This is a genomic window from Acinetobacter sp. TW_SC_4 (genome assembly GCF_054861205.1).
Genome location: NZ_CM142174.1, coordinates 1292171 through 1315716 on the forward strand (window position 1 = coordinate 1292171; position 23546 = coordinate 1315716).

A 23546-nucleotide genomic window follows, 5' to 3' on the forward strand; every position below is an offset into this window, starting at 1 on the left:
AAAAAAGATTTTTGTTACTTTTGATCTTTCAAAAGTAAAAGAAGAATTTCAAGTGCTAATAAGCTTTGTCATGAAGTTATTGGAAAAATCGAATTTCAGTATTTTATTCAATTTTAACTTTGTAGTGTTTGTGCCTTACTTTTGACGAGTGACGAGCCAAAAGTAACAAAACCCCTTTGTTAATCTGATGGCACGTCCATGTGCCACAGATCAACGGGTGACATCCTGTCACCATTCTTTACAGTTAGTGCTTAGTGGAATTTGAATAAAGAGCTGTTAAGGTGGATTTGTAATGTAAGATCATTTGCTTAATAGATAAAATAAAACCCTCAAAAAGAGGGCTTTACTTACTTAGGAATTTAGCTTAACGAAGTCGAGATAACCAGTCACCGACACTTTGTACAATCTGCACCAGAATCAACAAGACAATTACAGTCATGATCACCACAGATGTATCAAAACGCTGATAACCATAAGAAATTGCCAGATCACCAATGCCGCCGGCACCAACTGCTCCAGCCATCGCCGTTGCACCAATCAGACTGATGGTTGCAGTCGTCAGGTTAAGAATGAGTGAGCTACGTGCTTCCGGCAGAATAAATTTAAAGATAATCTGCATTGGCGTCGCACCCATGGCTTGAGCAGATTCGATAATGCCTTCATTCACTTCCAGCAGAGAGGTTTCTACCAGACGGCCGATATAAGGGCCGACATAAATAGTTAGAGGTACAATCGCTGCCCAAGTACCAATTGATGTTCCAACCAAAAACTTGGTTAGTGGAATCACCGCAATTAGCAAAATAATAAATGGCAGGGAACGCAGTGCATTCACAATCGGGTTTAGAGCATGGTAAATCACACGATTAGACAGAATCCCGTTTGGACGAGTGACAAGTAAAATGATCGCCTGAATAAAGCCCCAGATACAGCCAAACAGCATTGCAAAGAACACCATGTGAAAGGTTTCTTGTAATGCAGTAACAAACTGATCCATCGACAGCGAACTTTTCCAGAATGGTGCAGTAATGGTGGTCAGCCACTGTACAATTAAGTCTCTCATTCTTGTACTCCTGCCTGATCTACTTGTACGCCGTTATCTCTCAGATATTGCATTGCCGCTGTGATTTGCGCTGGATCGCCTAAAAGTTGGATAAACATCTGGCCAATCACCGACCCATTAATTTCCGTCATATTGGCAAACAGGATATTTAAACTGATATCAAACTGTTTAATTACACCCTGAATCACAGTTTCTTGCGCTGAGCTACCCAGGAACTTTAAACAATAAATACTATGATGATTCTGATTTTCCAGATTCGTCAGAATATTTACAGGCAAGTTTTGCTGTAAGACGGTTTGAATAAAGTTTTTCGTGGTCGGATGCTGAGGTTGACTGAAAATCTGTAGGGTAGAGCCAGTTTCAATCACATCACCTTTTTCCATGACTGCCACATAATCACATACAGTTTCAATTACATCCATTTCATGGGTGACCATCACAATCGTAATGCCTTGTTCCTGATTAATGCGTTTCAGCAGTTGCAGTACAGACTTGGTGGTTTGCGGATCGAGAGCTGAGGTTGCTTCATCACATAACAAGATCTTTGGATGATTCGCTAAGGCACGGGCAATACCGACACGCTGCTTCTGACCGCCAGAAAGTTCATCTGGAAAAGCATTGCGTTTATGTTTTAAATCAATAAAGTCCAGCAATTCTTCAAGACGCTTTTCCCGTTCAGCTTTACTCCAGCCAAGCAGTTTCATTGGCATTTCAATATTGGCAGCCACAGTTTTGGTCTGCATCAGGTTAAAGTGCTGGAAAATCATGCCAATCTGGGTACGTTCCTGACGCAATGATTTGGCATCTAAAGCAGTAAAATCTGTCCCATTAATTATTACCCGGCCCGAAGTTGGTCGTTCCAGCAGATTAATCAGGCGAATCAGGGTACTTTTACCAGCACCACTATAGCCAATAATACCAAAGATACTGCCAGTCGGAATCTGCAGGTTAATCCGGTTCAGGGCACGTAAGGTTTGACCCTTGAGCTCATACTGTTTGGAGATGTCTTTAAATTCAATCATAGTGTCAAATACTGCATCACGAATAAAAAAACAGGCAAGAAATCTTGCCTGTTCTGAATATTGATTATTGTATTACTTTTCTTCGGTTAAATAAGTCACAGGTTTATTTACAGCAACTTTAGTACCACCGAAGTGTTCATCAACATAGGCTTTCACAGCAGGAGTATGATACAACTGGCCAACTTTTTGAAGTACAGGATCATTTTGACGGTCAGCAGCGACAGCTAAAATGTTAACATTCATTTTAGTACTTTGATCAATCGCTTCGTAATAGATCGCATCTTTCAATACGTTCAGACCACCTTCCATTGCCAAAGTATTACCTAGAACAATCGCATCTACTTCATCTTTCACACGGACTGCAGTCGCCATTTGAATTGGCTTGATGACAATCTGTTTCGCATTTTCAGTGATTTCAGCAGGCGTACCTTTTACCAGGTCAAAGTTTGGTTTAAGTTTTACCAGACCCGCAGATTGTAAAAGTAACAATGCACGTGATTCATTCGCGCCATCGTTAGGAATAGCAATTGTCGCACCTTGCTTAAACTCTTCAACTTTTTTCACTTTGCTTGAGTAAATCCCCATTGGCTCAAGATAAGTCGTAGAAAGTGGAGCGATCTTTTGAGTATTGGCGTCGTTATAAGCCACCATATAGGCATAAGATTGGAATGCGTTAACATCAATTTCTTTGTTGGCAACCGCAGTGTTCATCGCAACATAATCAGTGAAGTTTTTCACATCAAGTTTGATGCCGGCTTGTTTAGTTTCAGGCAAAGTTGAAATGTAGCGCCATACGTCAGCATCTGAACCAGTGGATGCCATAGTAACTGTTTGAAGTTCACCTGAGTCTTTGTTTTGTGCTGCGTCCGTTGCAGGCGCTTCTTGTTTTCCGCATGCAGTTAGTGTTAATACAGATGCACTGATTAAAACGCCAAGTAGCTTTTTCATAAAGATGTCCTAATTCTCGTGTTGCCTAAAGTATATGCATTTTAAGGTCATGTTAAAGTGGAGTTTTATTACACTTTCATCTGACCCTGGATCGATGTCGCATGTGGCTCCGGCAGGGAAAATGCAAATGTACTGCAACAGTTCACGTTAATTCGATCGGGTCGGAGTTCACCAAACCACTATATCGGTTTTCTATTTGGAGAGAGTAAATAGAGATTTTATAAAAGATATAGTCAAATTTGGTACTCTGAATGGGCGCAATCATAGCAATTATTATTTATTCGATATAGTGGATAAAAACTATCTACTTATCTATTTAATAGAATATATATTAGATGAAAATGATTAAAATATTAATGAATACAATATATTATTTTTATTGAAGATAAATCAGAATTACATATCGCTTAAAGATTGATCTTTATAAGATTTTATCCAATAGAAATCATAAAAATGAATAAACATAGGTAAATTTACTAGCTCATTGAGCTACTGAAAAATCTTTTTTAATGAATGGTTAAGGAGGGTTTAAGTCAACTCTTATTTACTTAAATAATTGCTTTGATTAATTTCATACAATACATGCCAACATAAAGGATGATCCTTAGGCAAGCGTGGATGCTGAAATTCTTGAGTCTTTACCATGCCTATCTTTTTCCTCACCGTTTCGGATGGTGTATTGACTGTGACAGTGAAAGATACAACTTTATTCAAACCTAAAGTATTGAATGCGTAATCCAATACTGCGCGAGCACCTTCAGTGGCATAACCTCGATGCCAATATTTTTTGGCAAGACGCCAGCCAATTTCAACACAGGGTGTAAACTCAAACAGATTAGGCTACGGTTGCAGGCCAATAAAGCCAATAAATTCTTTAGTCTCTTTTAGCTCAACTGCCCATAAACCCCAACCATACTGATCAATCTGATTAGTTACTTTTTCAATAAACTGTAGACTTTGTTCAGGTGTCAGTAGGCTGGGAAAATAACGCATAACTTCAGGATTTTGCCCCATAGCAATAAAAGCTGGATAGTCCGATGCTTGCCAAGGTCGAAGGATGAGGCGTTCTGTTTCTAACATTTCTAAAAATGGAGTTTAGTGATCTAGCTATTTATAAAACTATAAAGCCAAGCATGAGTAAAGTTGAAATTCTTCACTATAAAAAAACCCCGCATTCAGCGGGGTTTTTATTTAATCTAAATATAGATTAAGCATTTTCACGCGCAATTGCACGGTAACCAATATCTTTACGGTATTGAACGCCGTCGAATGTTACTTTTTCACAAAGCTCTAATGCTTTCGCTTGTGCTTCACCGATGGTATTACCCAAAGCAGTCACACAAAGTACACGACCGCCAGCAGTGACAATATCACCATTTTCATTAGCTTTGGTGCCTGCATGGAATACTTTCGCATCTGCCATTTCAGTATCTAAACCTGAAATCACATCGCCATTGCTTGAAGTTTCAGGGTAGCCTTTAGATGCTAAAACGATACCCACAGTTTTACGCTCATCCCACTCTGCTTCCGCAGGAAGATTGCCTTCAAGACCTGCTTGAACCAAATCTACCAAAGATGATTTTAAGCGCATCATGATCGGTTGAGTTTCAGGATCACCAAAACGACAGTTGAACTCGATTACTTTTGGTTGACCTTTATCGTCAATCATCAGACCTGCATACAAGAAACCTATGTATACTTGACCATCTTTTTTCATGCCTTCAACAGTCGGGCGCATCACTTCATTCATAGTTTTTTCAAATACGCCAGCAGTCACAACAGGAGCAGGAGAGTAAGCACCCATACCGCCAGTATTTGGACCTTGGTCGCCTTCAAAAATACGTTTATGATCTTGAGATGTCGCCATTGGCAGGATGTTGTCACCATCAATCATACAAATGAAAGAGGCTTCTTCACCAGCAAGGAATTCTTCAATGACTACGCGAGAACCGGCATCGCCAAATTTGTTGCCAGCCAGCATGTCATCAATCGCATCAAATGCTTCTTGATTGGTCATGGCAACAATCACGCCTTTACCTGCAGCAAGACCATCAGCCTTGATCACGATTGGTGCACCATTTTTCTCTACAAAGGCTTTCGCTGCATCTACTTCGGTAAATACATCGTAGAAAGCTGTTGGAATGTTATGGCGTTTTAAGAAGTGCTTAGCGAATGCTTTAGAGCCTTCCAGCTGAGCAGCAAATTGAGTTGGACCCCAAATTTTCACGCCTGCTTCGCGGCAAGCATCAACCACACCATTCACAAGCGGTGCTTCAGGACCCACAATAATCATTTCAACTGCATTATTTTTCGCAAAATCAATGATGGCAGGATTGTCGAGAATGTCCAAAGCGACATTTTCACATTTATTTTCAGTTGCGGTGCCTGCATTGCCCGGTGCAACAAATACTTTTGCCACTTGATCGTCTTGTGCGATTTTCCATGCAAGCGCATGTTCACGGCCGCCACTACCTAAAACCAGAATATTCATTTAAAAAATCCCTCAAAATTGAATCCCTCCCAACCTCCCTTTACGAAAGGGAGGGGAATCGCGAAATAAAGACTTCCTCTATATGCGCGAAAAGTCCCCCTTTTTATAAAGGGGGATTTAGGGGGATTAATAAATACAACTTATAATTAATTAGTGGCGGAAATGACGCATGCCAGTGAATACCATTGCAATACCAGCTTCATCCGCTGCAGCAATTGTTTCTTCGTCACGCATTGAACCACCTGGTTGGATAATGCATTTGATGCCGGCTTTAGCCGCGTTGTCGATACCGTCACGGAATGGGAAGAAGGCATCAGATGCCATAACTGCACCTTCAACCACTAAACCAGCGTGTTCAGCTTTGATCGCAGCAATACGAGCTGAGTTTACACGGCTCATTTGACCTGCGCCCACACCAATAGTTTGACGGTTTTTCGCATAAACAATCGCGTTTGATTTCACGTATTTCGCAACTTTCCAAGCAAAGATCATGTCATCGATTTCTTGTTCAGTTGGAGCACGCTTAGTCACTACTTTAAGGTCATCTTTCGTGATCATGCCCAAGTCTTGATCTTGAACCAGTAAACCACCGTTTACACGTTTGTAGTCAAGCTGTGGAGCACGTTCATTAATCGCTGGAAGTTCGCCACATACGAGTACACGTACGTTTTTCTTCGCGTCAGTCACTTCAAGTACGCCGTCAGCGATACTTGGTGCAATGATCACTTCAACGAATTGACGATCCACAATTGCTTGCGCAGTTGCAACGTCTAATTCACGGTTGAACGCAATGATGCCGCCAAATGCAGATTCTGGGTCAGTTGCATAAGCAAGATCATAAGCGGCTTTGATGCCGTCTAGAGATACTGCAACACCACATGGGTTCGCGTGTTTTACGATCACACAAGCAGGTTTCGCGAATGATTTAACGCATTCAAGTGCAGCATCAGTATCCGCGATGTTGTTATATGAGAGTTCTTTACCTTGTAACTGCTTAGCAGTCGCAACAGAAGCTTCTTTCGCAGCAGGGTCAACATAGAACGCAGCAGACTGGTGCGGGTTTTCACCGTAACGTAAGTCTTGAGCTTTGTTTAATTGAGTATTGAAAGTACGCGCAAATTTATCTGCCTGACCTTCTTCTTTACCTACGCGAGCGCCTAGGTAAGATGCGATCATACCGTCATATTGAGCAGTGTGTTCGAATGCTTTAACAGCAAGGTCAAAACGCGTTGCATAAGATAAAGCACCCTCAGCTTTAAGCTCAGCAATCACAGTCGTATAGTCAGCAGCATTTACCACGATACCAACAGATGCGTGGTTTTTCGCAGCAGCACGAACCATTGTTGGACCACCGATGTCGATATTTTCAATCGCATCAGCCAGTGAACAGTTTGGTTTCGCTACAGTTGCAGCAAATGGATACAGGTTAACAACGACAAGATCGATCGCATCGATGTTGTGTTCAGCCATCACAGCTTCGTCTAGACCACGACGAGCCAAAATGCCACCATGAATTTTCGGATGTAGTGTTTTTACACGGCCGTCCATCATCTCTGGGAAACCAGTGTGCTCCGAAACTTCTACTACAGCGACATTATTGTCTTTCAACAATTTGTATGTACCACCTGTAGATAAAATTTCTACCCCAAGAGCAGCAAGGTCTTGTGCAAATTCCACAATACCGGTTTTATCGGAAACAGAGATTAAAGCGCGTTTAATAGTCATGATCTTCGTCACAGTTACCAAGGAACAGATTAAATCTAAATAGCTAATTAACAGTCAAAAAAAAATGCCTGCGGTAGCCGCAAGCATTTTATCATTTATTCACTCATTAAACCGTGAGCTTTTAACTTTTTGCGTAAAGTACCGCGGTTTAGTCCGAGAATCTCGGCAGCGCGTGTCTGATTACCACGCGTATATTCTAGAACGACAGATAATAAAGGCTTCTCCATTTCTGCCAGCACCATGTCGTACACCTGAGAAGGTTGCTCGCCTTGCAGTTGTGCAAAGTAGTGGCGAACTGCGCGATCTACGTGAATACGAAGAGCGACATCAGATTGTGCAGTAAAAATAGGAGATTTGCTATTCATGCGAATTAATCCGAAAAATCAAATATCACTTGGGTAAAGCGATATATAAAAGTGGTCTAGAAATTGAAATGAACTCCATTTTAGATCCTAAAACTGGAGTTCTAAAACTTGGTCATTACATTGAGCTTGTAGCTTGCCACATCTCGACGATTTGGTCGAAAAATAAGCGTAACAATAGTTAAAGTTTTGTTACTGACCAAAATCAAAACAAAAAAATCTGCTAGATACGCAATAAGTTTTAGAGCGCATTAGGCAAGACTGTATTTGTTGTGAAAAAGTAGCGAGGAGTTTGCAGCACATAGCTTTCGTGGCGCGTATAATACCATTGTCTCGGGAAAAGTGAGCAAGAAAACTGCATTTTTTTTAACTTTTTTTTCGTTTTTTAATAGTTTTTATCAATATTAAGGTCGAATTATTTCCAAACTGTAATTATCGAAGTCTTTACGGTCGACAGGAAGCACAAATTCAAATTTAAATGGGCTGTTTTGGGGAATACGTTGAATCTTGACCAAGCTTTCGATCAGGTATTCCTGAGGTTTTAAATTATAAGTCGCCAAGACCACACCCTGATCTTTAAGGTGGACTCTCAAATTTGGCATTTCCAGACTACGCTTATGGAAATTGATCAGTTCACCGCTAAACTGGGTTTTATCTGTAGCAATTGCTTTGGCTTTGACCTTATTGGTATTGATCAGATTGTAATGTTCTTCGAGATTGGAACAGTTGAACACTTCACAGATATTGTTAAAAGCCACACTCATCACATGACTATTCTTAATATAGTGTGGATTAAACCAGAAGAATTGAAATAAAAGTAAGCCAAATAAGAACAGGTTTAGGCTGGTCCAGCCTAAATAATAAAGCGGGCCTTTATTGTGCTGTTTATCAGCCTGATCATCCCAGTTCATGCTAGGGAGGATTGCAATCGGTTCGGTACTGAAATAATTCAGGTTGTTCAGATATGTTTTCAGATCAATATTTGAGTTTTCAACTTTTTCATCAAAGATGTTGAGTAAATAGTGCTGATCTGAAGAATTGGCTGAACAAGTAGATTCGGCGAGGCTTCTATTAATATAAGAAACATGACTTGGCGTATGGGTAAGGGCGACCGAATTCTGTGCTTCGGTCACCAGATGCGATAAAGCATTAAAGGTCGTACTACATTTTGGGCAGCAAACCATGCCTTGGGCAATGGTTAATTGCGCAACCGTAACTTTATAGGTTGTAGAGCAGGTCGGGCAGTGGGTTCGCTTGTCACTCATAAATGTTTTATAGACTCTTTAATTCTTATGGCGTTTCCCCGAAATACGGCACCAGTGTTCATCGCGTTTTTCTACTTCTAATATATCAAAATGTTTTGAGTAAATGCTAGTAACATCAGCAACTTGCTCTTCAATAACACCTGCGAGTGCGAACTCTGCCTCAGGTTTGACCAATTCTGCGAACTCAGGCTCAAGCATCATGAGTGGGCCAGCCAGAATATTAGCAACAAATACATCTGCTTTCTGCTCGCCAAGCTCTGCATTGAACTCCTCTGGTAAACCAACATAAAGTCGATCCAATACACCATTCAGTTCAGCATTCTGTTTGGTGGCCAAAACAGCTTGTGGGTCAATATCAGTTGCATACGCATATTTGGCACCGAGTAACAATGCAGCGACAGCCAGAATACCTGAACCACAGCCATAATCGATCACGATCTTGTCTTTTACATCAGTTTTACCCAACCATTGCAGGCAAAGGAAAGTAGAGGCGTGGTTACCTGTACCAAAAGCTAAACCTGGATCAAGCTTGATATTCACTGCATCTGCTTCAGGCGCTTCCATCCACTCTGGAACAATCCAGAATTTTTCAGAAATCTGGATTGGCTCGTAGGCATCCATCCAGGTGCGTTCCCAAGCTTGATCTTCCAGGAATTCGTGGCGGATGGGTGCTTCAGGTAGTTGTGCGCGAATAAAGGTTTCCAAAGCAGCTACATCGATTTCTTCTTCGTCATCTTCTTGAGCATAGATGCCAGTCACGATCACTTTATTCCAGAGCGGTGTTTCACCTGGAAGTGGTTCCAGTAAATCCTGGTTTTCAGCATCATCCAGAGTGACACTTAAGGCGCCCAGTGAGCTAAGTAATGTTTCAGTAAAATCTACCTGAGCTTGATCAACTGTAATATGAATTTGTAACCACTTCACAGAAATAACCTTTATACATTTTTTCAAAAAGCTATTGTAACGGAAGTTCAGCTTGAAGGTGTGATCTTCTTGAGATGGAGTCAAATAAAAAGGATGCTTACGCACCCTTTTTATAAAAACCGGTTAAAACGCATTTTCTTGAGTGGGAGAGATGGTAGGGCGTGCAGCTACTGGAGCAAAGCGATTCAGTAATAATCCAAAAATAGCCGCGAAGATATACATAAAGATGGAATAGACCGCAGCAGGCATGGCAACCACAGTGCTGGACATGACAGTAAGTGCAATGGTCATGGCGAGTGTACTGTTATGAATACCGATCTCGAAAGCGCTGGCACGTGCTTGAGCAGAATTGATGTTCATTAGTCGTGGAACAAAATAGCCAATCATTAAGCTGAAGAGACAGAACAGGGCGGTTGCTAAACCCACCTGAGTCAGATATTCGGCAATATTGGCGCGTTCACTATAAATTGCTCCGGCAATAATCAGCACCAGAAAGAGGACTGCAAAAATGCGAAGAGGCTTATTCAGCTTTACAGTGAGTGCTGGGGCATAATGACGAATCAACATACCAATCGCGACTGGTATAATAATGATACCAAACACTTGCAGAATCTTTCCAAACTGCAAGCTGATCTGCTGACTGTCCTGCATAAAATGCATGATCGAGAAATTCATGATTAAAGGTAAGGTAAATGCAGCAACCACCGAATTGATCGCAGTCAAGGTAATATTAAGCGCCAAATCACCTTTAAATAGATAGCTGAACAGATTTGCGGTGCTACCACCTGGCGATGCGGCCAGCAACATCAGACCAACAGCGAGTAAAGGTGGTAAAGCCAGAACTTTACATAGAATGAAAGCAATGCTTACCAGCAGAATTAATTGACAAAACAAGGCAACCAGCACTGCTTTAGGGTGCTGACTTACCCGCGCAAAATCTTTGAGTGTGAGTTCGAGTCCTAATCCCACCATGATGATGGCGAGTGCGAGGGGGAGGAATATTGTTATGATGCCAGAGTCCATTTGCATGCTCCTTATATAAATTTATTTTAATAGTTTTAAATTTTCTATAAAAAAGCATACAGCTTAAGCAGGCAATTGACTTAGAAAGTTACAAATCTGATAAACGACTCTTGCCACTATAGCTGAGTTTCTGCTGGCTGATCATAAAACCAAAAATACCAGCAAAAACGTACATGACAATTGAATAAATACCCGCAGGGATGGCAATGGTGACATTATTCAGGACAGAAATCGCAATCGTCATGGATACAGTTGTGTTATGAATGCCGACTTCAAAGGTACAGGCACGTGCCATCTTGTCTGGAATATCCATTAATAAAGGCAGGCAATAACCGAGAAACAGGCTGGAAAAACATAATATAGAGGTAGCAATCCCAATGCTGGCAAAATATTCGATAATGTTAAAGCGCTCTTGGAAAATGGCATAGATCAAGAGCATGCTTAAAAAGGCGATAGAAAGCAGCCGCATTGGCATATGTACAACATCTGAAAGCTTTGGAAATTTTGCCCGAATTAGCATGCCGATCACAACCGGAATCAGCGTAATCAGAAAAACCTGAGCCATTTTTTCAAGCGGTAAGCCGATGCCGGTATCCTGTCCTATAAAATAGTACAGGGACAGGTTCATAATAAAAGGTAAGGTAAAAATAGAAATAATCGTATTGATAGCGGTTAACGTGATATTAAGCGCAACATCACCTTTATAAAGATAACTCAGCAGATTGGCAGTAGCTCCTCCTGGAGAGGCAGCCAGCAGCATCATGCCTACAGCAAGCAATGGCGGCAGATCAAGTACCAGACAGATTAAAAAGGTTAAACCGGTTAAAATTACCAGTTGTGAGAATAAGACAATAAAAATCACCTTAGGATAACGGCTAACATGTAGAAAATCCTTGATTGTTAACTGTAGCCCTAACCCCATCATTGTTATTGCCAAAGTAATCGGCAAAAACAAGCTAAAAAACCCCGAATCCATGAAGTTTCCTTTTTATTATTCATTTTTTAGGTATGTTTTGAGTTTAGCGTAGATGAATAAATAAGCAATATAAAAACGGGTAAAATTTATGCATTTTACCCGTTAAGTTTATGATTAAAAATATATTTAATCAGCTATATAGTGATTTACATCCCTGATTGAGATGGGGTTTGAGGCTGAGTTTGCATTTGCGGTTGAGACTGCATATCTTGTTACATCCGTGGCTGAGACTGCATTTGTGACTGTGGACGTGGAGGGGTAAAGCCTAATGCACATTTACCATTGATCTGAGTGCCATTAATGGTTGCAGAAGTTTCGCCGCCTGAACTACAAGATGTATAAAGTTCGGGTTCATCGCCTTTGATATTGGTTGATGATGAAGGGAAGAACTGTTGCTGACAGGTACCATTCCAGATAATGCCGCGGTAAGCAAAACTTACAGGAGCACCCTCTGATTTACCTTTACAAACTTGCTGGTATTTTTGGGCATTATAAACCTTTTCGACTTTATCATTTGCTGAGGCTGCAAATGGAGCGAAACATAGACCGCAGAGCGCTGTTGCTAGGAAAATATTCTTATTCATCATGTATACCTTTGTTTGTAATGTGACCACTTTATAGATTAAAAACTAATCAATATTAAACAATATGAGTCGGGTAACTTTTTGAGTTTAGATGTTTAATTTATATAGTAAGTCTGCAAAGTTTAATTACATTGCTTTATTGGCTGGCAGGGCAAATTCCGAAGGATAAATTCAAGTGATTTTGTCAACTTTGGAAGGAAGTTTGCTATAATGTTCAGCTATCCTTTTTCTATCTCTCTATTTACCACTATGCACTATCCTAAAGTATACGATGTCATTGTTATCGGTGGCGGTCACGCAGGTACGGAAGCAGCACTGGCTGCAGCACGTATGGGTCGACAGACATTACTCTTAACTCATAACATTGAGACTTTAGGGCAGATGAGCTGTAACCCGGCCATTGGCGGGATCGGTAAATCACATTTAGTGCGTGAAATTGATGCCTTGGGCGGTGCGATGGCGCTGGCTGCCGATAAAGGCGGTATTCAATTCCGTATTCTGAATTCACGCAAAGGTGCAGCAGTACGTGCGACTCGTGCGCAGGCTGACCGTGTTCGTTATAAAGCGGCGATTCGTGAGACTTTAGAAAATCAAGCGAACCTAGATATCTTCCAGCAAGCGGCAGATGACCTGATTGTTGAAGGTGATACCGTTAAAGGTGTCGTGACCCAAATGGGTATTCGCTTTGATGCGAAAACTGTGGTGCTGACTGCGGGTACATTCTTAGGCGGTGTGATTCACATCGGTTTAAACAATGCTTCAGGTGGTCGTGCTGGCGATCCTCCTTCAATTTCTCTGGCGCACCGTCTACGTGAATTAAATTTACCTGTGGGTCGTTTAAAAACGGGTACACCACCACGTATCGATGCGCGTTCAGTTGATTTCTCTGTAATGACTCCACAGCCGGGTGATTTTCCATCTCCGACCATGTCATTTATGGGTGATGTGTCTATGCACCCTGAACAGGTGAATTGCTATATTACACATACCAATGAACGTACTCATGAGATCATTCGTGGCGGTTTAGACCGTTCACCAATGTACACTGGTGTGATTGAGGGTGTAGGTCCACGTTATTGCCCATCGATTGAAGATAAAATTCATAAATTCGCGGATAAAGACTCACACCAAGTATTCCTTGAGCCTGAAGGCTTGGATACACATGAGCTTTATCCAAACGGTATTTCAACGTCTTTACCATTTGACGTGCAGTTTGAACTGGTACGCTCAATCCGTGGTATGGAAAATGCACATATTCTTCGTCCGGGTTATGCGATTGAATACGATTACTTTAACCCGCAAGCGTTGAAATTCACTTTGGAAACCAAAGCGATCAATAACCTGTACTTTGCTGGTCAGATCAACGGTACGACAGGTTATGAAGAAGCGGGTGCTCAAGGTTTGCTTGCAGGCTTGAACGCAGCACGTCGCGCTTGGGATCAGGAGCAATGGACACCAAAACGTGATGAAGCATACATGGGTGTACTGGTTGATGACCTGATTACTTTAGGTACTAAAGAACCGTACCGTATGTTCACGTCTCGTGCGGAATACCGTTTGATGCTACGTGAAGACAATGCGGATCAACGTTTAACACCAATCGGCCGTGAAATGGGCTTAGTTGATGACGAACGTTGGGCAGCTTACTGTGAAAAAATGGAAGCTGTAGAGAAAGAAACAGGTCGTTTGCAACATCTTTGGGCTGCACCAAACAACTCAATGGGTAAAAAATTCGTTGAGATAACAGGTGCGGATCTTTCTAAAGAATGTTCTGCGATTGATTTGCTGAAACGTCCAAACATTACCTTTGCTCAAATTGCTGAATTGACTGGTTCTGAAGTCTCTCAACAAGTGGGTGACCAGATTGAGATTGCAGTGAAATACGAAGGTTATATCAACCGTCAGCATCAAGACGTTGCGCAAATGAAACGTTTAGAGGAAACCAAGATTCCTGCTGATTTTGACTATGATGTTGTTTCAGGTCTTTCTCGCGAAATTACCTTGAAGCTAAAAGATATTCGTCCTGAAACACTGGCTCAGGCAAGTCGCATTCCAGGTGTAACACCAGCAGCGGTTCAACTGGTGATGATCACCATCCGTAAGAATGCTCAAGCGAAAAAATCTGCTTAAGATCATGAAGTAATAGAAAACCCGCTAAGTGCGGGTTTTCTATTGTGGAATAGAACTGTTGTTTTGAAATCTACCTCTCCCTGATCCTCCCCTAAAAGGAGAGGGAAAGATCTGTTTATAATAATTAGATTTCATATTCAATCGTTTGTTAAAATAATGAAGGTCTTAATTTTAGATATTAAAGATGCCATATCAACTTGTAGAACTCGACATCCAAGCCACCGATAATATTGCCTGCCCACATTGCCATCAAGAGATTATTAACTGGCAAGAAGAACAGTATGTTCAACCCTGTGAACATACCTTATTTATTGCCATGGATATCGGCTTTGAATACATTACCGATGAATTTGAGCAAACTATGCGAAAGACAGTGGATGAGCTGCATGCCAATGATGACATCGTCAACATGTTCGAAGAAATCACCACAAGTGCTTATCCGAATTATCTGATTTTAAAATCTGATTTGGGTGCAGCAGGTTATTCGCGTTATATCGGTTTAACAGTGTAAGAATCTCATTACTATATATAAGCAATAAAAAAGCACCCTTGGGTGCTTTTTTAATTTCAGGCCTGGCCTTCGACTTCTTCTACTTCATCGTCATCCGCACTGTCCATACCGAGTTCTTTCAGCTTACGAGTGAGTGTATTACGTCCCCAACCTAATAGTTCGGCTGCATGACGCTTACGACCACGGGTTTGTTGTAGTGCAGCATTGATCAGAGTGCGTTCAAACATTGGTGTGGCCACATCTAACAGCTTCATTTCGCCGTTTTTCAGTTTCTGGATCGCCCATTGACCTAATAATTCATCCCAGTGATGCGGTGCAATTTGATTCAGGTTGGGAATTGGAGTGCCCGGATCCTGCTGCTGAATTGGAATTTGCTTCAATTCAGGTGGTAGATCTTCTGGATAAACTTCACGGCCTGTGATCATCACTGTGAGCCAGCGACAGGTATTTTCAAGCTGACGCACGTTCCCTTGCCAAGGCAGCTTTTGCATATATTCCTGAGTTTCAGGGCGCAAGATTTTAGGATTTACACCCAGTTCTTTACCTGCACGCGCGAGGAAATGCTGTGCCAGCATCGGAATATCTTCAGAGCGATGTGCCAGTTTAGGAATATGAATACGAATCACGTTTAGACGGTGATATAAGTCTTCACGGAAGCGGCCGTCATGTACCAGTTTTTCCAGATCCTGATGCGTTGCAGCCACAATACGTACATCAACTTTAACCGGAATGTGACCACCAACGCGATAGAATTCACCATCTGCCAGGACACGTAATAAACGCGTTTGTGTTTCAAAAGGCATGTCGCCAATTTCATCCAGGAATAGCGTACCGCCGTTGGCCTGTTCAAAACGGCCCTGACGTTGCGTATTTGCACCGGTAAAAGCGCCTTTTTCATGACCAAACAATTCAGTCTCAATCAGGTCTTTTGGAATTGCAGCCATGTTTAGTGCAATAAATGGTTTATTACTACGTGGTGAATGGCGGTGTAGGGCATGCGCGACCAGTTCTTTACCTGTACCCGATTCACCATTAATCAGCACGGTAATATGTGATTGAGACAAACGACCAATCGCACGGAACACTTCCTGCATCGCAGGCGATTCACCAATGATCTCCGTTGACTGAATCGTTGGTGCAGATTTAGCAGATTCTTGCTGCTGTAATTTGGTGATATGCAAAATCGCACGATTAACCAGTGCCAATGCTTCATCAATATCAAATGGCTTTGGCAGGTATTCAAAAGCACCCGTTTGATAACTGGATACCGCCGATTCCAGATCTGAATGCGCCGTCATAATAATAACTGGCAGATCAGGATTGGTATTTTTTACTTTGCCTAAAAAGGTCAAACCATCAATACCCGGCATACGGATATCGGTAAGAATCACATCAGGTGCATCGACACCCAACTGATCAAGTGCTGACTGGGCTTCTTCAAAACTGGTAACGTCGAAACCTTCTTCTTTAAATGTTTTTTCTAGTACCCAACGCATGGCACGATCGTCATCAATCACCCATATTTTATTTCGCGACATGATCTGACTCCCAAGGTAAAAATAAGCTAAATAAGGTTTTTCCTGGAACTGATTGGCATTCAATCATTCCGTTATGTTGGTGCATTATATTTTGAGCAATACTGAGGCCCAGGCCGGTTCCTTTGGCACGGCTGGTCACCAGCGGGTAGAAAACGGCTTCAATAATATCGTCTGGTACACCCGGACCATTGTCTTCAATGTCGATGCGTACCACTGAGCGATGTATCACACCATTAATAGTGTATAAACGCTGAATCCGGGTTCTTAAAATAAGTTCCGGTTGATGCTCGATAAAGAAATCCTTGTTTTCTGTCATCGCCTGAACGGCATTCACGCAGATATTTAGCATAACCTGAATGAGCTGATCGCGATCTGCCAGAACTTCCGGCAGGGACAGGTCATAGTCCCGGGTAATTTTAATTTTCTTTTTAGTCTGATTTACAATCAGTGAGCGGACGCGTTCTAAGGGTTCATGCACATTGACCATTTCATAGCTTGGTAATTGACGTGAACCGAGCATGCTATCTGCCAGATTTCTCAGGCGATCCACTTCACTAATAATAATGTCAGTGAACTCTTTATATTTTGGATCTTCAAGGCTACGTGCCAGAAGCTGGGTTGCACCACGAATGCCACCGAGTGGATTCTTGATCTCATGTGCCACGCCACGAATCAACTGACGCGCGACCTGGTGCTGTTGGATATAGTTTTCTTCACGTGAGATTTTCAGCATACGGTCACGCTGATTCAGCTCGATCAGCAATAAAGGATGATTTGGCTTGCCCGCATTGAGCAGGGAAACCGTATAGTCCACATGAATGTCTTTAAAGTTGACGATGATCGTCGCCTCACGGCGAGTATAAGGTTGGCCAGTATGCAGCGTGTTATATAGAGATTCTTCAGTATTGAATTCATCTGTTGGCGCTTGCAGTATATTTAAGACCGGCGTGCCTGATGCGCGTAACAGGCTGACATCAAACATAGCCTCGCAGGCTGTATTTAAGTAATAAATATTCAGTTGGCTATCAACCAGCATAATGGCAGTGGTCAGGTTGTCCACCAAAAGGCGATAATCGATGGAATGAGGCTGATCCATTAGCGGTGGTTTTCCTGTATTAAAATGGCGCAATGGCATCTTCATAAAGCAAAATAACAATTTCAAAGTTCAGATTTGAGGCAAATTAAGCAAGATGCACGCCAACTTTAGAACTCTTGTTAAAATTTTGCTGAAAAATGCACGAAATCTGACGGGGATGCCCAATCAAACTCAGGTATAACGGATTAAATTGAGGCTGTAAACCTAAAATGATTCATTTTGGTGCATAAGCTTTTATATTGAATATTTTATGGCGTTATTTTAGTGCGTGATGCAAAGAGTAGCCATTTCAACTATTTTTATGATGCGAAAAGACATACAATACGCGCATTCTAGTGGAGCGCAGATTCATGAAGTCCCCCAAAGTCGGTTTTGTATCTTTAGGTTGTCCTAAGGCATTGGTAGATTCTGAACGAATTTTAACTCAGTTAAAGACTGAAGGTTATGATGTCGCATCGGATTATGACGGTGCTGATTTAGTAGTAGTAAATACCTGTGGTTTTATTGAATCTGCAGTACAAGAGTCTTTAGATGCCATCGGTGAAGCGATGAGCGCGAATGGTCGTGTCATCGTAACAGGTTGTCTAGGAAAAGACGAAGATAAAATTCGCCAAATGCACCCGAATGTCCTGAAGGTGACGGGTGCAGCAGCATATGAAGAAGTGATGGATGCGGTACATGAATATGTCCCTGAACCGCCAAAACACAATCCATTTATTGATCTGGTGCCTGAGCAGGGTATCCGTTTAACCCCTAAACATTATGCATACCTGAAAATTTCGGAAGGCTGTAACCATCGTTGTACCTTCTGCATCATTCCAAGTATGCGTGGTGATCTGGTATCTCGTCCAGTCGGTTCTGTGCTTGAAGAAGCTGCAGCACTGAAACGTTCAGGTGTCAAAGAAGTACTCGTGATCTCCCAAGATACTTCTGCTTATGGCGTCGACACCAAATACAAACTGGATTTCTGGAACGGCCAGCCAGTTAAAACCAAATTCTATGACATGTGTGAAGCATTGGGTCAATTGGGCATCTGGGTGCGTCTGCACTATGTCTATCCATATCCACACGTAGATGCCGTGATTGATTTGATGGCTCAAGGCAAAATCCTGCCTTATCTGGATATTCCATTCCAGCATGCTAGCCCAAGAATCCTGAAGCTGATGAAACGACCTGCTCACAGTGAAAATACACTGGAGCGTTTAAAAGTTTGGCGTGAGAAATGTCCTGACCTAGTCATCCGTTCTACATTTGTGGTGGGTTTCCCGGGCGAAACTGAAGAAGATTTCCAGATGCTTCTGGACTGGCTGAAAGAAGCACAACTGGATCGCGTGGGCTGTTTTACTTACTCACCAGTTGAAGGTGCGACGGCGAATGATCTTCCAGACCATGTGCCGGAAGAGATCAAGCAGGAGCGTTATGAACGTTTCATGCAGGTTCAGCAGGAAATTTCAGCAGCGAAGCTACAAAAACGTATTGGCCAGAAAATGACGGTGCTAGTCGATGACCTGGAAGAAGAATTCCCGGTTGCTGTAGCGCGCTCATATGCGGATGCGCCTGAAATTGATGGTAATGTTTTTGTTGAAGATATCGACAAAAGTGTGATTAAGGCAGGGGATTTGCTTGAAGTCGAAATCACTGATGCAGATGAATATGATTTATTTGCCAAACTGATCTCAATCAAGTCTGCTTAAGATTTTGAATTAAAAGAATTTAGATTAAATAATTTGGAGTTTGATGATGTTGGATTCTAAAAAGCCACGATTTGGTCGCATCCTGCTAAAGCTATCTGGTGAAGCACTGGCAGGAAACAAGGACATGGGTATCGATGCACAAGTGCTCGATCAGATGTCACTTTCTATTGCGCATCTCGTGGGTTTGGGTGTACAAGTCGGTATCGTGGTGGGCGGCGGTAACCTGTACCGTGGTAGCCAGTTGCAAAAAGACGGTCTTGTTGGTCGTGTAACCGGTGACCAGATGGGTATGTTGGCGACTGTCATGAACGGTCTGGCATTACGTGATGCTTTGGTACGCCGTAATATCAAAACCCGTTTGATGTCTGCATTACCGATTGGTGCAGTGGTTGAATCTTATTCTAGCCGTGATGCGATTCGTCATCTGACTCAAGGTGAAGTGTGCGTATTTGTTGCGGGTACAGGTAATCCGTTCTTTACTACGGATACAGCAGCTTGTTTGCGTGGTATCGAGATTGAATCTGACCTGATCCTGAAAGCTACTAAGGTTGATGGCGTTTACAACAAAGATCCAAGCAAATACGAAGATGCCGTGAAATACGATACCTTGACATTTGATCAGGTGCTGGACGAGAAGTTGGGCGTCATGGATTTAACTGCGATCTGCTTATGTCGTGACCACAATGTGCCACTTCAAGTATTTGACATGAACAAATCTGGCGCATTGCTTTCAGTGGTGATGGGTGAAAAAGAAGGAACTCACGTCACCAATTAATGACGTGAGCTACAAAGCCCTTTATACTACCTCCTAATTTAGTAAATACATCTTTTAAGAATTAAGTAAGGAAGATCATATGATTAACGATCTTAAAAAAGACGCAGAAGAGCGTATGAACAAGTCTCTTGACTCGTTAGAACATGGTTTCGCAAAAGTTCGTACCGGACGTGCGCATCCATCAATTTTGAACGGCGTCATGGTTCCTTACTACGGCTCTGATGTGCCATTGAATCAGGTTGCAAACGTAGGCGTGGAAGATTCACGTACATTGCTGGTTCAACCATTTGAACGTTCAATGGTTGCTGCGATTGATAAGGCGATCCGTGAGTCTGATCTTGGTTTGAACCCGATTACTGCTGACGCGATCCGTGTACCAATGGCAGCGTTGACTGAAGAAACCCGTCGTGACATGCAGAAAGTTGCACGAAACGAAGCTGAAAATGCCAAAGTCGCGATTCGTAACATCCGTCGTGATGTATTGGGTGACATCAAAGCATTGTTGAAAGAAAAAGAAATTTCTGAAGATGATGAACGTCGTGCATCTGACGAAATTCAGAAAATCACAGACAAATTTGTTGCTGAAGTTGACAAGCGCTTGGCTGCGAAAGAAGCTGAATTGATGAAGGTTTAATTCATCAATGACCGCTTCTGAAGAAAATTCCCGTCTTCCAAAACATGTTGCCATCATCATGGATGGCAACAATCGTTTTGCCAAAAAAAATCAGATGCAGAAAGGCGATGGACACCGTGAAGGAAAAACGGTTCTAGACCCGATTGTTGAACATTGTAGAAAAAGAAATATCCAGGCTTTAACGGTCTTTGCATTCTCTAGCGAAAACTGGAACCGTCCCCAATATGAGGTCGACTTGCTCATGAAGTTGTTGGAAGACACGATTCATGAACAGTTACCACGTATGCAAAAATTTAATATTGCTTTACGTTTTATTGGTGATCGGTCGCGTTTATCTCCTGAATTGCAAGCATTGATGTTGCAAGCAGAACAAAGGACTGCTAATTTCGATAGTATGACGCTTACCATTGCAATCAGCTATGGTGGAATGTGGGACATGGCACAAGCTGCGAAGCAGATTGCTGCGGATGTTTTAATAAATAAATTAGATCTTGAAGCAATTGATACTGATGTGTTCGGTCAATATGTCAGTTTGAGTGACTTGCCGCCTGTTGATCTGCTGATTCGTACCGGTGGAGATTTCCGCCTGTCCAATTTCCTGCTCTGGCAGGCAGCATATGCAGAGCTGTATTTTACTGAGACCTTATGGCCAGAATTTACCGTAGAGGAATTCGATGATGCACTTGCTGTATTTGGTGGGCGCGAACGTCGTTTTGGTAAAACATCAGAGCAGATTCTTCAAGAAAGACTTGAGAATTAATACACATGTTTGAGCGGATTATAACCGCATTGGTGCTGGTTGCAGTCGTACTGAGCTGTATGTTTGCGACCAAATCACAATATCCAATGTTCGCATTGATGGTTGTGGCTGCCGGGGTGGCAGGCTATGAGTGGTTTAAACTCATGCCGCGAAAATGTAAAAATGTTATCAAGCCAGTGGCGTGGGGCTATGGTCTACTGACTGCAGCCCTATCTGCACTGGCTTTATACTATTGGGATGTGGCCTTATTATTGTGGTCGGCATCTATTCTGACCTGGTTGCTGAGTATCTACTGGGTTAAAACCTATCCTGATTATGATGGCTGGTACAATGTCAGCTTGCATGGCATCGGGATTGTACTGGTTTCTGCTGCTGTTACGGCAATCTTCTCGGTTTGGTTAAACTCCCCATGGTGGTTAATGTACCTGTTCCTGCTGGTTTGGGGTGCAGACAGTGGCGCTTACTTTGTTGGACGCAAATTCGGCAAGAAAAAACTCGCACCAAATGTCAGCCCAAACAAGTCGGTAGAAGGTCTATACGGTGGTATTCTTACCTCCATGCTCATCGTGGTTGCCGTCGCTTCACTTTATCTGGATATGACCTGGCCAGAGCTATGTCTGTTCCTGATTCTTTCTGTTATTACCGTATTTAGTTCAGTGCTAGGTGACCTGTTTGAATCCATGATCAAGCGTCGTGCTGGAATCAAGGATTCGGGCCGTATTTTGCCGGGTCATGGTGGTGTACTAGATCGTATTGATTCTTTGCTTGCTGCAGCTCCTATCTTTGCAACAGGCATATATGTTTTAAAACTTATTGGCGTAGATTTATAAATGTCACAAGCTGTTTGTATACTGGGTGCTACAGGTTCAATTGGTCAAAGTACTTTAAAAATTTTGCAGCAACATCCTGAAGCTTACTCGGTTTTCGCTGTGACAGCGCAAAGTCGTATTACTGAGCTGGCAGAAATCTGTCAGCAGTACCGTCCTAAAGTGGCTGTAGTGCCTGCAAATAAAGTTGATGAGCTTTCTCAGCTGCTACAAGTACAGGGCTTATCAGATATCGAAATTCTTCAGGACGAAGCAGGCTTAATTTCAGTCGCAGAGTATGCGGATGTTGATATCGTGATGGCAGCAATTGTCGGGGCGGCGGGCCTGCTTCCTACATTGGCTGCAGTCAAAGCGGGTAAGCGTGTCCTATTGGCCAATAAAGAAGCCTTGGTCATGTCCGGCGACATCATGATGCAAGCTGCGCGAGATTATGGTGCATTATTATTGCCAGTCGACTCTGAACATAATGCGATTTTCCAGTGCCTGCCTCAAAACTACTTTGATGCCGAACGTAATGGTCAACCTAAGCTCGGTGTTCATCAGATTTTACTGACTGCTTCTGGCGGTCCATTCCTGAATCATTCTCTTGAGCAATTGCATGATGTGACGCCTGCTCAAGCCTGCAAACATCCAAACTGGTCAATGGGGCAAAAGATTTCTGTAGATTCAGCTACTTTAATGAATAAAGGGCTGGAACTTATCGAAGCGTGTCATTTGTTTGCAGTTCAAGAACAATTTGTTACAGTTGTTGTCCATCCACAGAGTATTATTCATTCCATGGTGCAATATGTGGACGGGTCGACATTGGCACAAATGGGTAACCCGGATATGGGCACGCCAATTGCACATGCTTTGGCATGGCCACAACGGATCAGTACCCATATCCCGGCTCTGGATTTGTTTAAGCATTCACAGCTGAATTTCCAGGAACCGGATGTGGTGCGTTTTCCGGCACTGAAATTAGCACGTCAAGCCATGAAGAGTGGTGGAATTGCGCCTACAATTTTGAATGCGGCCAATGAAATTGCAGTTGCTGCATTTTTAAATCAGCAAATCAGATTTACCCAAATTCCTCAGGTGGTTGAAACTGTCCTGAATCAGATGGACAATCAACCAGCACATGATCTGGATACTATTCTGCATGCAGATCACACAGCACGAGGTTTATCACAGCAATATGTTGTGAATAAAGGAAGTTAAG

Annotated in this window: 21 protein-coding genes and 1 pseudogene; 8 read left to right on the forward strand and 14 right to left on the reverse strand. The window is 42.4% G+C overall.

The genetic code is table 11. From position 1 onward, the window contains the following. Positions 1-364: 364 nt before the first annotated feature. The 12 genes and pseudogenes from ACWM1W_RS06110 to ACWM1W_RS06165 form a co-directional block, all read right to left on the reverse strand. Complete coding sequence (locus tag ACWM1W_RS06110) at positions 365-1060, reverse strand: methionine ABC transporter permease (protein ID WP_214001325.1); 696 nt, start codon at positions 1058-1060, stop codon at positions 365-367. Then, positions 1057-2082, reverse strand: a complete 1026-nt coding sequence (locus ACWM1W_RS06115; protein WP_261634882.1) for a methionine ABC transporter ATP-binding protein — start codon at positions 2080-2082, stop codon at positions 1057-1059. The genes ACWM1W_RS06110 and ACWM1W_RS06115 overlap by 4 nt, the downstream gene beginning before the upstream one ends. 72 nt (positions 2083-2154) lie before the next feature. After that, the gene (locus tag ACWM1W_RS06120) at positions 2155-3030 is read right to left on the reverse strand and encodes a MetQ/NlpA family ABC transporter substrate-binding protein (RefSeq protein ID WP_214001323.1); all 876 of its coding nucleotides are present in this window, start codon (positions 3028-3030) and stop codon (positions 2155-2157) included. Between the two features lie 540 nt (positions 3031-3570). Further along, a pseudogene (locus ACWM1W_RS06125) lies at positions 3571-4110 on the reverse strand (GNAT family N-acetyltransferase). A 127-nt stretch (positions 4111-4237) separates the two neighbouring features. Continuing rightward, positions 4238-5521 (reverse strand): phosphoribosylamine--glycine ligase, encoded by a 1284-nt coding sequence (gene purD / locus ACWM1W_RS06130; protein ID WP_214001322.1) that lies wholly within the window; start codon positions 5519-5521, stop codon positions 4238-4240. Positions 5522-5671: 150 nt separating this feature from the next. Next, positions 5672-7246 (reverse strand): bifunctional phosphoribosylaminoimidazolecarboxamide formyltransferase/IMP cyclohydrolase, encoded by a 1575-nt coding sequence (gene purH, locus ACWM1W_RS06135; protein ID WP_005235255.1) that lies wholly within the window; start codon positions 7244-7246, stop codon positions 5672-5674. A gap of 95 nt (positions 7247-7341) precedes the next feature. After that, positions 7342-7611 (reverse strand): DNA-binding transcriptional regulator Fis, encoded by a 270-nt coding sequence (gene fis / locus ACWM1W_RS06140; protein WP_001086304.1) that lies wholly within the window; start codon positions 7609-7611, stop codon positions 7342-7344. A gap of 401 nt (positions 7612-8012) precedes the next feature. Next, positions 8013-8873 (reverse strand): DUF3426 domain-containing protein, encoded by an 861-nt coding sequence (locus tag ACWM1W_RS06145; protein ID WP_005235262.1) that lies wholly within the window; start codon positions 8871-8873, stop codon positions 8013-8015. Between the two features lie 18 nt (positions 8874-8891). Further along, positions 8892-9797 (reverse strand): 50S ribosomal protein L11 methyltransferase, encoded by a 906-nt coding sequence (prmA, locus tag ACWM1W_RS06150; RefSeq protein ID WP_214001321.1) that lies wholly within the window; start codon positions 9795-9797, stop codon positions 8892-8894. 123 nt (positions 9798-9920) lie between these two features. Then, positions 9921-10820 (reverse strand): bile acid:sodium symporter family protein, encoded by a 900-nt coding sequence (locus ACWM1W_RS06155; protein WP_180017654.1) that lies wholly within the window; start codon positions 10818-10820, stop codon positions 9921-9923. 88 nt (positions 10821-10908) lie between these two features. Beyond that, positions 10909-11796, reverse strand: a complete 888-nt coding sequence (locus ACWM1W_RS06160; RefSeq protein WP_214001320.1) for a bile acid:sodium symporter family protein — start codon at positions 11794-11796, stop codon at positions 10909-10911. Positions 11797-12008: 212 nt separating this feature from the next. After that, positions 12009-12380: a hypothetical protein gene (locus ACWM1W_RS06165; protein ID WP_175967433.1), complete on the reverse strand. Its 372-nt coding sequence runs from the start codon at positions 12378-12380 to the stop codon at positions 12009-12011. 249 nt (positions 12381-12629) lie between these two features. On the opposite strand from ACWM1W_RS06165, the gene mnmG reads away from it, so the two are divergent. Beyond that, positions 12630-14510 (forward strand): tRNA uridine-5-carboxymethylaminomethyl(34) synthesis enzyme MnmG, encoded by a 1881-nt coding sequence (gene mnmG, locus ACWM1W_RS06170; protein ID WP_214002316.1) that lies wholly within the window; start codon positions 12630-12632, stop codon positions 14508-14510. A 184-nt stretch (positions 14511-14694) separates the two neighbouring features. Further along, positions 14695-15021: a hypothetical protein gene (locus tag ACWM1W_RS06175; RefSeq protein WP_214001319.1), complete on the forward strand. Its 327-nt coding sequence runs from the start codon at positions 14695-14697 to the stop codon at positions 15019-15021. Between the two features lie 56 nt (positions 15022-15077). On the opposite strand, the gene glnG is transcribed toward ACWM1W_RS06175, so the two are convergent. Together glnG and glnL are read right to left on the reverse strand one after the other, a co-directional pair. Beyond that, a complete protein-coding gene (gene glnG / locus ACWM1W_RS06180; protein ID WP_175967439.1) occupies positions 15078-16559 on the reverse strand; it encodes a nitrogen regulation protein NR(I) in 1482 nt (493 codons plus the stop codon). Then, on the reverse strand, positions 16546-17655 hold the full coding sequence (glnL, locus tag ACWM1W_RS06185; protein ID WP_214001318.1) for a nitrogen regulation protein NR(II): 1110 nt from the start codon (positions 17653-17655) through the stop codon (positions 16546-16548). The genes glnG and glnL overlap by 14 nt, the downstream gene beginning before the upstream one ends. A gap of 350 nt (positions 17656-18005) precedes the next feature. Here glnL and rimO point away from each other — a divergent pair, with 350 nt between their 5' ends. From rimO to ispC, 6 genes are all read left to right on the forward strand, one after another. Further along, positions 18006-19349, forward strand: coding sequence for a 30S ribosomal protein S12 methylthiotransferase RimO (gene rimO / locus ACWM1W_RS06190; protein WP_004786172.1), 1344 nt, complete (start codon positions 18006-18008; stop codon positions 19347-19349). Positions 19350-19395: 46 nt separating this feature from the next. After that, positions 19396-20124, forward strand: a complete 729-nt coding sequence (pyrH, locus tag ACWM1W_RS06195; RefSeq protein WP_004786170.1) for a UMP kinase — start codon at positions 19396-19398, stop codon at positions 20122-20124. A gap of 79 nt (positions 20125-20203) precedes the next feature. Further along, positions 20204-20758 (forward strand): ribosome recycling factor, encoded by a 555-nt coding sequence (gene frr, locus ACWM1W_RS06200; RefSeq protein ID WP_005235283.1) that lies wholly within the window; start codon positions 20204-20206, stop codon positions 20756-20758. 7 nt (positions 20759-20765) lie between these two features. After that, a complete protein-coding gene (gene uppS, locus ACWM1W_RS06205) occupies positions 20766-21518 on the forward strand; it encodes a polyprenyl diphosphate synthase (protein WP_005235285.1) in 753 nt (250 codons plus the stop codon). Between the two features lie 5 nt (positions 21519-21523). After that, positions 21524-22348, forward strand: a complete 825-nt coding sequence (locus ACWM1W_RS06210) for a phosphatidate cytidylyltransferase (protein ID WP_004786167.1) — start codon at positions 21524-21526, stop codon at positions 22346-22348. Then, positions 22349-23545 carry a 1-deoxy-D-xylulose-5-phosphate reductoisomerase gene (ispC, locus tag ACWM1W_RS06215; RefSeq protein ID WP_005235287.1) on the forward strand — a complete coding sequence of 399 codons (1197 nt, stop codon included), beginning with the start codon at positions 22349-22351 and terminating at the stop codon, positions 23543-23545. Position 23546 lies beyond the last annotated feature (1 nt).